We start from the raw sequence: 12097 nt of genomic DNA on the forward strand, positions 1-12097 counted from the left end.
GGATCCCGTCCCAAGCCCCATCCCGGCTCGCGCCCCTGTTGGTATGTGGCGCCGTCACTCGGCGGCGTAGGCTTCCAGGCCCTGTGTATCCGCACGGACCACATGGCGAAGGTCGCTGTTGAGGATCCCTTCGGTCATGAGTTTCCGGATATGGCTGATCCGCTGGTAGCGGGGCCCCTCGAATTCCTCGAGCGTCAGGCGTGAGCAGCGATAGGCGGCGTAGAGCTGCTCGGCCCCCTTGCGCACATCCCACTGCGGCCTGAACTCGGGCAGAACCCGGGCGATCTTTTCGAAGCTGACCCGGTATGACCGCTTGTCGGGGCCGGCATCCGGCGCGACCTCGAGATGGCAGCCGGGGACGACCTCCGCCACGGCTGCGGCGATCTCCCGGATGCGATAATTCTGGTCCGTCCGCCCGACATTGAAGGCCTGGTTGAACACCGCTTCGACCGGCGCGTGCAGGCCGGCCAGGAAGGCCCGTGCGATGTCCTGGACGTGGACGATCGGCCGCCAGGGCGTGCCGTCGGATTTCAGATAAATCAGCCCCTTCGTCACAGCCCAGGCGACGAGATTGTTGAGGACGATGTCGAAGCGCACGCGGGGCGAGAGACCATAGGCCGTGGCGGGACGGAAATAGATCGGGCAGAAGCCGTCATCGGCCAGACGGGAGATGTCGCGTTCCGCCCACACCTTCGATCGCCCATAGGCCGTCACCGGGTTGAGCGTCCCGGTTTCATCGACCATCCCGTCGCCGGCCAGGCCATAGTTGCTGCAGGACGATGCGAACAGGAAACGCCCGACGCCGGCCGCCTTCGCCGCCTGGGCGACGTGCACGCTGCCGCGGTGATTGATGCTGTAGGTGAGATCCGGATTGAGGTCGCCCAACGGGTCGTTCGAGAGGGCGGCCAGGTGGATCACCGCCTCGTAGCCCTTGAGGTCGCTCGGCGCAATGTCTCGAATGTCCTTGCGGATGTTGGGGATGTCCGCGATGTCGCCGCCGGCGTCGAAGGTGCACCGTTCGTAGAGATCGCTGTCGCATCCGGTCACGCTGTGACCCGCCTGAAGCAGCATCGGAACCATCACGGTGCCGATATAGCCTCGATGACCAGTAACCAGAACTCGCATCCGGTGTTCCTCTTTGCTTCGCGGAGACGGACGGACAGCTTCGCCTTGCAGGCGTGGCGCCGGTTTGCCGGCACGAGTCAAAGGCTATGTCATTGGGTGATCGCCTTCCGAGAGGTCCAATCGGAGGGAGCATCGCGGCAATCGTCCGTGTTCGCCGCCATCGGATTGAGCCGTTCCCTTCCACGGACATCCGAGGGCACCGCACAATTGGCGAGGCCTGCACCTGCTTTCAGGTGATCCCCCATATTCGCCTGATCGGAGGATGAGCCCGGACGATCGACTGCTGGATGTTGTATCGCTGGCGTAGGGCTTTCATCCTCATGCCCCGGCTGGACTGGCGGCAGGCCGTCGGAGCGCCCCATCGCGCTCCGGATCCGGAGCGTCATGTCGCCAGACGCGCCACGGTCGACGCATCGCCGCAATGCCGGCCGTCTCGACGCAGGCTTGTGGCGCCGTGGCCGGTCGCGACGGCGGCTGATCACGAGCGGCGAGCGGCTGGGGCTGGAGCCTGGGGAGCCGGGACAGTGAGGATCTGGCCCGGATAGATCAGGTCCGGATCGTGAATCTGAACGCGATTGGCCATATAGATGATGGTGTAGTGGGTGCCGCGCCCGTATGCGCGGTGCGCGATCCGCCACAAGCTGTTGCCCGGCTGGACGACGATCCTCCCGTCGGCCACGGCAATGTCAGCGGGGGTTGCACGCTGGAACGGCGTCTCGGCACGGTCGGTCACGCGGCCTTCAGCGTCCAGTTGATCGGCCCGCAGACGATACGTGCCTGGGGCAATCGGGCGACCTGCCGGGATGCGGAACGTGCCCGCCGCGTCGATCCAGCCTTCTCCGATCGGAAGGTTGTCGAGGTAAAGCCTGACGAAGGCCCCCGCCAGCCCATGCCCGCTGATGATCACCGCCCCGTCTTCGCCGTAATCGATGACGTCGATCGACAAGCCGGGTAAACCCAGGGTGGCCTCGTCGGGCGCCTGCAGGATGGTGGACGCGCCGCCGGCTTTCGGGATCAGGAAAACGAGCGGCTTGCCGTCGCCCTGGCCCGAACCCACCGTCAGGCCGGCGACGCTCCCGTCGCGCTGAGGCACGACGACCAGCGCGACATCGGACGAGACCGTCGTGCGGCCATCACGGGTTGCGCTCAGCGAAAGCTGATGATCACCCGGCGCGATCGGCGCCTCCGAGACGAAGACCCAATCGCCATTGGCATCGGCATCGACGGAACCGATCGCCACTTCACCATCGAACAGAGTGATCCTGGCCCCGGCAGGTCCTCGGCCGGCAATGACCTGGTATCCTCCCGAATTGACCCTGATCGCGTCGAAACGCACCTCGGCCTCGAGCTCGGCGTCCACGCCACGCCCGGCCTCATCACCGCCCGCAGCAGGGGCAGACGCCCCGTCCATCGGGTCAAGCGACGCCATCCGCCGATCGGCGCCGGGCGATAGCGACGGTGCAGCCGGCGTCAGCTCGACTGGCTGCGGTTCCGGTGACTCGGTCGCGAGCCTGTATATGATGGTCGATGACGCCGGGAAGAGCGCGAGCGCCACGCCATAAATCAGAAGTCCGTGTTTCACCTTTGGATCTGCCCAGGTGAAGTGCCGAACCGGCCCAGCCATGCACGGCCTGCAAAGAGGCCGCCAAGAGATGTCCAGTCCATCTCCGTGTACCCCCGCTTCTTCTGGCCGCCGACTACTCTCGGACTCGGCGCGAGAGCACCTGTTCGATCAAGGATAGAAGAAGAAATTATGCAACACGAGTACCTCTTTTGTAGATCAGCCTGGTGTGGGTCGTAACGACTTCTGCCACTGGGACCGACGGAATTCGACGACCGTCATGAGAGCGGTGTCCGGCCACCCCCCAACGGGACGCTTGGCACCCCACCCGCCACACGGCAGAGAGAGGCGATACCCGACAAACGGATATCCCGGCTTAGAGCCTTCGGTCGATCCGCAGGACCAGGCTAGCCCCACCCTCCACCGGGCAGCAGAAGATATACAGCATTTTGGATGATTTTTATCTTCTTTCTCTCTATTCCGGCCGATCAGCATCCGATCTTTGAGCAACTCTCCATACCCTAAATGGCAGGTGGATTACTTTCCATGTTATAAGTCTATATTGCCGAAGGAGCTCCGATCATTAGGTCCACGCACCTGTAAAGAGCAGAAAGACTTAAAAATCAACGCATCGGATTTTGCTTTCCTGCCAGGGCGTCGACTCTTTTTTATTTGATGAGGACAAGATGGCAGACTTCCCAACATCAGGCGACGACGTGATCACGGGCTCAGGCGGAGCCGATACTATCGACGGCTTGGCCGGCGACGACCACATCTCGGGTCTCGACGGGAATGACGCCCTGTCTGGGGGTGACGGCAACGACTTTCTTCTCGGCGATGGCGGCGACGACACCCTATCCGGCGGGAATGGCGGCGGCTATCTCCACGGCGGTGACGGGAACGATACGGTTTCTGGCGGTGACGAAGTCGACACGCTCAACGGGGGCAACGGCGACGACCTCCTCGACGGTGGCGGCGGCAACGACCGGCTGAACGGCGATGACGGCAATGATCTGCTTTATGGCGGGCAAGGCGGGGACACGCTGTATGGCGGCGAAGGCGACGACCGGATGGAGGGTGGCGCCGAGGCCGATGCACTGAGCGGGGACAACGGAAATGACGTCCTCTATGGCGACGACGGCGACGATTACCTCTGGGGCCGCGACGGTCGGGACACCCTGTTCGGCGGGATCGGCATCGATCGTCTCTTGGGCGGCGCCGATGCCGACCGGCTGAATGGCGATGCAGGCGACGACCACCTCTTCGGCGAGGACGGCGACGATCTCATCGACGGCGGCGATGGCGACGACGAGATCGACGGCGGCAATGACGACGACACGGTCTATGGCGGCCTCGGCAACGACGAGATCAGCGGCGGTGACGGGCTGGACATCATTGTCGGCAATGCCGGCTGCGACATACTGGATGGCGGAGCGGGCACCGATCTGCTGAGCGGCTATGAAGGAGAAGACGTGGTCCTGGGCGGCGCCGGCGACGACGTTCTCGGTGGCGGGCTCGACTACGACCACCTCGAGGGCGGCGACGGCAAGGACTCGATCGACGGTGGCGCCGGTGACGATGATATCTATGGCGACACGGGCGACGACGGTATCTCCGGCAGCCTCGGCGACGACTGGCTGGTCGGCGATGCCGGCCGCGACATCATCCTTGGCGGCGACGGGGTCGACCTGATCGACGGTGGTGCCGACAACGACACCCTCGACGGCGGCGCCGGCACCGATTGCATCGATGGCGGCACAGGCAACGACCTCATCCGGGGCGGCACGGGAACGGACACCCTGACGGGTGGCGATGGCAACGACACCCTCGTCGGCAACAGCGGCGCCGATACCATGACCGGCGGCATCGGCGACGATGTCTACTACGTCGACGACCGCGGCGATGTCGTGAACGAGAAGGCGGGCGAAGGCACCGACTGGATCGTGACCTGCTTCTCGACGACCTTGGACAGCACGGTCCAGAATGTCGAGAACGTGCAGTTCTTCGGACTGTGGGCGCTGACCGCCATCGGCAATGCCGGGGCCAACCGTCTGGTCGGCAACGATGGCAACAACGCGCTCGCCGGGCTGGGCGGCAACGATATCCTCAGCGGCGGCCTGGGGAAGGATCTCCTGGATGGCGGCGCCGGCAAGGACCTCCTCACCGGCGGTGCCGGGGCGGACACCTTCCGCTTCATGAGCCCGGTGGATTCCGCCGTCGGCGCCGACCGCGACGTGATCACGGACTTCACCGCCGGGGAGGACAAGATCAACCTCTCCTACGTTGACGCCGTCGCCGGCGTGTCGGGCAACCAGGCCTTCAGCTTCATCGGTGCCGCCGCCTTCAGCGGCCATGCCGGGGAACTGCGCTTCGCCGGCGGGATCGTCAGCGGCGACGTCAATGGCGACGGTCACGCCGATTTCGAGATCGGCGTGGCCGTGGCGGCGCTGAACGCAGCCGACTTCATGCTGTGAACCCGCCGCTTCTGGCGGAATACCATGAGAACGGCGCCGATCTCCGGCGCCGTTCGATTGCTGTCACCCCCGGAGGTTCAGCCAGCCGCGCCCGGGGGGCGGCCCGCAAGTTTCCGCCGTTCGCATCGGCCGCGACCAAATAGAGCCGCTCGACGAAGAAGCGGAAACGCTCTCATTCATATGATTTTATGCGAGAAGCTGTTTCGAATCCAGCATATGACTCGCATTCGCACGACCGTGGCTCTCAGCCGGCAGAGGAGTCCGTCATCCTGTAAGATTCCGTTCCGACGTGATATCCTTTTCCCGTGACTGCGACACGGGCACCTGCAGCCGAGCCTGCCCTGATCACATAGCTGACTGAATGCGACACCACTTTTTACATCGATGATTTCAACTTGAGACGAAACGTATGACAGCTCAGGTGCTAATCGTCGACGATACGGAAGCAAATGCTCACATACTGAGCGTAGTCGCGCAGGACCAATATTATGCCGTCTTGACAGCGTCGAGCGGCGCCGAGGCGATCGCGCTCGCACAGGACTGGCAACCTGACGTGATCGTCCTCGATGTGATGATGCCGGAACTGGATGGTTACGAGACCTGCAGTCGCCTGAAGGCGGATGAGCGGACCATGCATATCCCGGTCGTCATGGTCACCGCGCTCGATGGCGCCGCCGAGAAGCTGCGCGGGCTCGAATGCGGCGCCGACGATTTCTTGACCCGGCCGATCGATACGGAGACCTTCCTCGCAAGGATCAAGGGCCTCGTTCGTCTCAAGCAGCTTTCCGACGAATGGCGGGCCCGGCATGAGACGACGCGGGCTCTGGGCCTTGCTCCCGAGCCGCTCGGCAAGGTCGAGGTGAACGGGACACGCGCCCTGATCGTCGACGACTGGGACCTCGGCGCGGCCAGCGTGGAGAGGGCCCTTGGCGAAGACGGCGTCCAGGCGGTGCGCGCCTCCAACGAGGAGGAGGCCATCGCCATCAGCGCATGCCAGGAGCTCAGCCTGATCGTCATCAATCTCTCGATGAGGGGATTCGAGCCCTTGCGCCTGGCTTCGCGGCTTCGGGCCAATGTGGCCAGCCGCGACATACCTCTTCTCCTCATTGCCGAGCCCGATCACCGAGACCTTGTCCTCCGCGGCTTCGACCTGGGCGTGAACGACTGGATTTCCCGTCCGTTCAACCCGAATGAGTTCAGGGTCCGGGCCCGCAATCAGATCCGGAGGAAGCTCTACCAGGACCGGTTGCGAAGCGCGTTCGACGGGGCCTTGAAGATGGCGCTGACTGACCCGCTGACCGGCCTCTACAATCGGCGCTATTTCATGCAGCACCTGGGAAGCGTTCTGGCGGCGAACCAGGCCACGAACGTCGCCCTGCTGATGATCGACGTCGACAGCTTCAAGGTCGTCAACGACCAGTTCGGCCATCAGGCCGGCGACACCGCGCTCAAGCTGCTGGGGGAGAGGCTGCGCCTCGAGACTCGGGCCGTGGATCTCGTGGCCCGGCTCGGCGGCGAGGAGTTCGCCGTCGTCATGGTCGACGCCGACCTCGACGAGGTCGCCGCCACGGCGGAGCGGATCCGGGCCAGGCTGGCTGCACAGGAATTCAACCCGGCCGGCGGGAGCGCGTTTCCGCTGACCGCCAGCATCGGCGCGGCGGTGGCGCCGGCCTGCGACATCGGCGTCGACGAGTTGATGCGGGCGGCCGACCGCGCCTTGTACCTCGCCAAGGCACGGGGCCGAAACCGGGTCGAAATCACGCTTCTGGCGGGCCAGGACGGTCGGGCTGCCCTGAGCGGCTAGTCGGATCGGGCCTCATCGGCCGATGGCGGGGACCGGGTCTTGCATCCTTCCGCCCCGACCGCCCGATTGTCCGCTCCGCCCCCGACACAGGCGTCATCTTGATCCAAAGACTACGCTGCAGCCGGCGTGCAAATGCTCCATCTATTGACGGGCGACACTGTTGCTTTCACGCCTCGCGAGCATCAGGCAGTCTTTTTGGGTAATTCGCATCCTTTGAGACGGCTTTCATTCCTCTCGGAGTCATGACGAATTACGCCGTGCCGATGCGGAAGGAGCGTTTCATGTCCACCATTGTCGCCGAAATTGGGGATGCCGGTGCGCGCGGGGCTGCGCTCACTGCACGGCGCGATCCCCGTGCCGAAATGGCTGCGCGGCTGCCGGCCGCCGTTCAGCCGTTCCTGTCCTGGCTGACCGCCCGGCCGGCTCCGGAAGAGGCCGAGGTCGCACGCTCCCCGACGCACTTCGTGTATCAGGCATGTCTCCTGGTCGCGGCAGGCCTGCTGCTCGGCGTGCTGTCGACCATCGTCCCGATGGTCACCGGCGCCTTTCTGCTCTTCGCCTCACTGACGCTCACCACCTCCGGTCTCGGGCTGTTTCAGGTGGTGGTGTTCCATCATTGCGCTCACGGGACCGTGTTCCGCACCTGGGAGCGCAATCGCGCCGTGGGCCGGCTGATCTCCGCCGTCTTTCTGTTCAAGCATTTCGACCACTATCGAAAGGAGCACATGCATCACCACAGCGCCCGCAAGCTGCTGACGGAGGAGGACGAGTTCGCCGATTTCGTCCTCGGCATGTGCCGTCTCGAGCCGGAGCTGCCGAAGCGCGAATTGTGGCGGCGGGTGCTGGTCAACGTCGTCTTTTCGCCCGGCTTCCATCTCCGGTTCCTGCTTCGCCGCATGCGTGCCGCCATGCGCTCGCACGACCCGCGGCACAATGTGGTGGCGATGGCCGCCTTCGCGCTTCCGGTGTTGGCTTCGACGCTCGCGGGCCATGCCCTCACCTACCTTGTCATCTGGTTCCTGCCGCTGACGCTGTTCCTGCAATGGGCGACGATTGGCCGGATTCTCTGCGAGCACCGCTTTCCGGAGCCGGCGCTCATCGCCGCGCGCGACAAGGAATTCGTCTGCCTGGCGACCGCCGGTGTGTTTCCGGGCGCCCACCCGCCGCGGGACTCGGCCTGGTCGCTCGCGGGCCTCGTCGCCTGGAGCGGCTGGTGGTTGAACATGCTCACAGTCCAGCTCCTGGTCCGCGTCATCGTCCTGGTCGGGGACGCGCCGTGCCACGACTTCCACCATCGCCGCCCGTCGACCAAGCAATGGACCGACTACATCCACGCCCGGCAGAGGGACGTGGATGCGGGATGCCCTGGCTTCCCCCGGAACTACGGCGAAACCTGGGGGCTGTTCCGCGCCATCGACGAGAACCTCGCGACCTTGTCGGCCACCCCCAAGGGCGTCGTGCCGATATGGCCGCACTAGAGTCCGGTCGTTCCGTATCGGCCCGCACTCTCGCCGTTCGAGAAGAGCCGGATCAGCCCCCTGCCTTCGGGCTGTCCGTCCGACCCGGGCTGCCGAGATCTGCCGGAAACTCGACGCAGACGGTTGTCCCGCGGCCCGGCTCGCTCGTGATCGCGAGAGAACCGCCATGGGCTTCGACAAGGCCCTTGGTGATCGGCAGGCCCAGCCCGGTGCCCGCCGCCTTGCGGGTCACCGCGTTTTCGAGCTGACGGAACGGCTCCATCGCAACCGCGATGTCCTCCGGCCGCATTCCGATCCCGGTGTCCCTGACCAGGAGCCGGACCGATGTGTCCGCTGCGATGGCTTCGACGGTCACCTGGCCGCCTTGCGGCGTGAATTTGATCGCATTGCCGATCAGGTTGTCGAGGATCTGGCGGAAACGAACCGAATCGACGAGCAGGCCGAAGGCGGGATCGATCGGGGTCATCGACAGCGCGACGCCCCGCTCCTCCGCCATGCCCTGCGCCGCTCGGACGGCAGCGCCAACCGCATGCTCCAGGCGGATCCATTCGGGCTGGATGGCCAGATGGCCTCGGGCGATACCCGAATAGTCCAGAATATCGTTGATGAGGCGCAGCAGGTGGCGGCCCGAGCCGGCGATCTCGGCCGCATAGGCGCCAGACCGCTCCGCGGTCAGGGCTGATGGCCGCTTCGACGACAGGATGTCGGCCAGGCCGATGATGGCGTTCAACGGCGTCCGCAGCTCGTGGCTGAGCGTCGCAAGGAAGGCGGCCTTCGCCTCGTCGGCCTGCTCCGCCGCGCGCATCGCGCGCCGCAGCTCCTGCTCCGCCTGCTTGCGGGCCAGCACGTCGATATAGACCGAAAGGCCCCCCTCGATGAGTTCCTGGTCGCCGGCCTCGAAGGCCCGGCTCACATTCGCCTCGGACCGGTTGCCGATCATCAGCGCATGGCCCGTCATGCGGTCATACGCCCAGAGAACATAGGGCAGTTGCAGGATGCCCGTGAGCTCATAGGCCGGCGGCTCGATCCGGGTCTGGGCGGTGGTGAAGAAGAAATCCGGCACGCTCGGCAGCGTGATCGGCGAGCTCGCCTTCTCACGCAGCCCGATGGCATGCGTCACACGGAAGGTGCGGCTCCCCGGCGTTTCCTCGACCAGCAGCGCCGCGCGATCGCACATCGCATTGTCGACGACGATCTCCAGGATCTGGTCGCCGAGATCATCCGGGCCGATCACCGTGTCCGCGAGACGATGCGCTTCACGGATCAGCTTGGCCAGGGTTCGGCTGCGCCGCGCTTCCCGGAAGGCCTGGCTCTGTTCCTCCTGCAGCCGCAGCAGGCGCGCGCCGAGATCGTTGCACTCGCGCTGGTAATAGGCGAGCTCCCGCTCCAGTTGACCGGGCGACACGCCGACAGCCCTTCGTGATTCGCCGTTCATCGGACGGAGAGCACGGTCAGGAGGCCGGTCCAGTCCAGAGGCCGGCTATAGCCATCGAAGGGCGCGATCTCGACGCCGGAATAGAAGCCGAGGAAAGGGATCGCGGGGTCGAGGCCCTCCGCCACCAGCCGGGCCTCCTCGACCGCGGCACCGCTGCGGGCGCTGGCACGGCCGGCGCAGTCGATATAGATCGCCAGAAGCGGCTGCCCCTCTCGCCGCGTCTGGTTGATCGCGCTGATCCCGTTTCGAACGCTCTGCAGCATCAGCGCATTGTCGCGGGACATGATCTGAACCCGCGTGCCGAGGCGGAAATCCTTCTCGAATAGGGTGATCGATCCGGTGGTCCGGTTGGCGCGCAGGATCAGGCGGTTGACATAGCTGTTCTCGTCGTAAGCCGCGTATGGGTCCCCCTGCTTCTCGCCCAGCGTCGCGATCAGCGACAGGTCGTGCGACGCGGTGGTGCCCAGGGTCACGCCCAGCATCTGCTCGATCACCTCGAGCGCGGGGCGGCCGTCGAGCTCGAACACCTCTGCCCCCTCGATCCGCGTGATCTCCATGAATGTGCTGACCGGGCGGCAGCCATGCAGGATGACCGTCTCGTCCCCGATCCCGGGCGGAAAGACCAGCGCGACGGCCGCGTGCTTGGTGACGGACGCGCCATCGAGCACCCAGGCGTCGGACAGATTCATGTCGGTCAGGGTTCCGCCGCCGATCAGCCGGATCCGATGGCCGGCAAGGCCCGACTGCAGCCCCTCGACAAGGTCGCTCGCCGGATGCAGCCGAAGCGGCGACGGGTTGGCGACACTGTCGTAGAGCATTAGCACGACAGAGCCTGCTGCAGCGGTTTCAGCCAGCCTCCGTCCGAGCGCGAGCCCGGCGGCATGCTCATCCTGCAGCAGGTCGCGGTTGACCACGATCTGGGGCAGGACATCGCCCTCTCCGAAGGCGACGAGCCCGACCTCCAATCCGCTGTAGCCGAGGCCGTCTCGCCAGATAACGCCGGCCGCTGATCCGCCGACGATCGGGACCTCGTCGCCGAACGCTGCCCGGAGCGCCTTGAGGATATCGGAGCCGTCGTGCTTGCCGCCGCAAAAAACCAGAAGGAGGCGGGGGACCACGTCGCCGACCGCCGCACGGCATTGTTCAATCGCCGCCGCAGCCGAGACGCTCCTGCCATGACCGATCGCGACCATCCCCACCCTCCGGCCCTAGGACATCCAACCTTGGGCCTCTGCCGAACGTCCATTCAGCGACAGGACGCACGCCGTGTCCACCGCTCACTGCACCGGCGCACGCCAAAGGTCCCGGCTCGGCGCCACCGCCTCCGGTTCCGGCACCGCCACCAGAAACCCCTGCAGCCGCTCGCAGCCCAGATCCCGCAGGATTCGCAGTTGAATGGCATTCTCCACGCCTTCCGCCGTCACGCGGATATCCATGTCTCTGGCGAGTTGCACGATGGCGCGGATGATCGCGATGGCGCGCGGATTGGCCGGGAGATCTGCAACGAGACACTGGTCGATCTTCAGGCCGTCAAAGGGGAAACGCCGCAGCATGTCGAGGGACGACCAGCCGGTGCCGAAGTCGTCGAGAACCAGTCGGATGCCGACAGCCCTCAACTGCTCGAACACCCCCGTGATCTCCGCTGATGCCTCGAGCCGAACCGATTCCGTGATCTCGAGCTCCAGTCGCGTCGGATCCAGCCTGCTGTCCGCAAGCGCTGTCGCCACCATCGAAGGGAAGCCGGCAGATCGAATATGCGCGGCGGAGATGTTGACCGAGACCTGCGCTGACCAGGGCCAGGCGGCCGCCTGCCGGCAGGCGTCCTGGAGAGCCCATTCGCCGAAATGGGTGATGAGGCCGGAGGCCTCGGCGACTGGAATGAAGGTGCTGGGCGCGATCTCGCCGTGGATCGGATGGCGCCAACGCATCAGTGCCTCGAATCCCCACAAGTCGCCATCGGCGACGGCCACAATCGGCTGGAATACAAGAAAAAACTGCCTAGCCTGACGTGCCGTCAGGAGGTCCGCCTTCCCCGGCAATCCATGCTTCCATCCGCGACGAAAGCGAATAATGACCTATCTCCTACGGCCGGAACAGCGCCCGCAAACGTCCATCTATATCGGGTCACATCCGATTTCCCGATCGCACATCCGATACAGGAATCGAGAAATTTTAGATTAAATCGGGCGTGATTGAGAAGAATCAATTTGCGTCTCATGC

At 65.1% G+C, this 12097-nt stretch carries 8 protein-coding genes; 3 read left to right on the plus strand and 5 right to left on the minus strand.

All coding sequences use genetic code 11. The annotated features are described in order from the left end of the window. Positions 1-54 precede the first annotated feature (54 nt). Positions 55-1206: an NAD-dependent epimerase/dehydratase family protein gene (locus tag KXR53_RS19690; RefSeq protein WP_437376965.1), complete on the minus strand. Its 1152-nt coding sequence runs from the start codon at positions 1204-1206 to the stop codon at positions 55-57. Between the two features lie 397 nt (positions 1207-1603). Next, positions 1604-2749 carry a LysM peptidoglycan-binding domain-containing protein gene (locus KXR53_RS19695; RefSeq protein WP_437376966.1) on the minus strand — a complete coding sequence of 382 codons (1146 nt, stop codon included), beginning with the start codon at positions 2747-2749 and terminating at the stop codon, positions 1604-1606. Between the two features lie 575 nt (positions 2750-3324). On the opposite strand from KXR53_RS19695, the gene KXR53_RS19700 reads away from it, so the two are divergent. The 3 genes from KXR53_RS19700 to KXR53_RS19710 all read left to right on the plus strand — a co-directional run bounded on the left by KXR53_RS19700 (position 3325) and on the right by KXR53_RS19710 (position 8442). Then, positions 3325-5160, plus strand: coding sequence for a calcium-binding protein (locus KXR53_RS19700; RefSeq protein ID WP_437376967.1), 1836 nt, complete (start codon positions 3325-3327; stop codon positions 5158-5160). Positions 5161-5569: 409 nt separating this feature from the next. Then, positions 5570-6964 (plus strand): PleD family two-component system response regulator, encoded by a 1395-nt coding sequence (locus KXR53_RS19705; RefSeq protein WP_437376968.1) that lies wholly within the window; start codon positions 5570-5572, stop codon positions 6962-6964. A 281-nt stretch (positions 6965-7245) separates the two neighbouring features. Beyond that, positions 7246-8442: a fatty acid desaturase gene (locus KXR53_RS19710; protein ID WP_437376969.1), complete on the plus strand. Its 1197-nt coding sequence runs from the start codon at positions 7246-7248 to the stop codon at positions 8440-8442. 52 nt (positions 8443-8494) lie between these two features. Here the strand turns inward: KXR53_RS19710 and KXR53_RS19715 are convergent, their stop codons facing one another. The 3 genes from KXR53_RS19715 to KXR53_RS19725 form a co-directional block, all read right to left on the minus strand. Continuing rightward, positions 8495-9847, minus strand: a complete 1353-nt coding sequence (locus KXR53_RS19715) for a sensor histidine kinase (protein WP_437376970.1) — start codon at positions 9845-9847, stop codon at positions 8495-8497. 26 nt (positions 9848-9873) lie between these two features. Beyond that, a complete protein-coding gene (locus tag KXR53_RS19720) occupies positions 9874-11070 on the minus strand; it encodes an FIST signal transduction protein (protein WP_437376971.1) in 1197 nt (398 codons plus the stop codon). Between the two features lie 84 nt (positions 11071-11154). After that, a complete protein-coding gene (locus KXR53_RS19725; protein ID WP_437376972.1) occupies positions 11155-11916 on the minus strand; it encodes an EAL domain-containing protein in 762 nt (253 codons plus the stop codon). Positions 11917-12097: the final 181 nt, after the last annotated feature.

The organism is Inquilinus limosus, from assembly GCF_051487185.1.
In the GTDB taxonomy this organism is placed as follows: domain Bacteria; phylum Pseudomonadota; class Alphaproteobacteria; order DSM-16000; family Inquilinaceae; genus Inquilinus; species Inquilinus limosus_F.

Coding starts and splice junctions, on each gene's coding strand:
- KXR53_RS19705 (WP_437376968.1), top strand. CDS start 5,570: ATGACAGCTCAGGTGCTAATCGTCGACGATACGGAAGCAAATGCTCAC.
- KXR53_RS19720 (WP_437376971.1), bottom strand. CDS start 11,070: ATGGTCGCGATCGGTCATGGCAGGAGCGTCTCGGCTGCGGCGGCGATT.
- KXR53_RS19695 (WP_437376966.1), bottom strand. CDS start 2,749: ATGGCTGGGCCGGTTCGGCACTTCACCTGGGCAGATCCAAAGGTGAAA.
- KXR53_RS19710 (WP_437376969.1), top strand. CDS start 7,246: ATGTCCACCATTGTCGCCGAAATTGGGGATGCCGGTGCGCGCGGGGCT.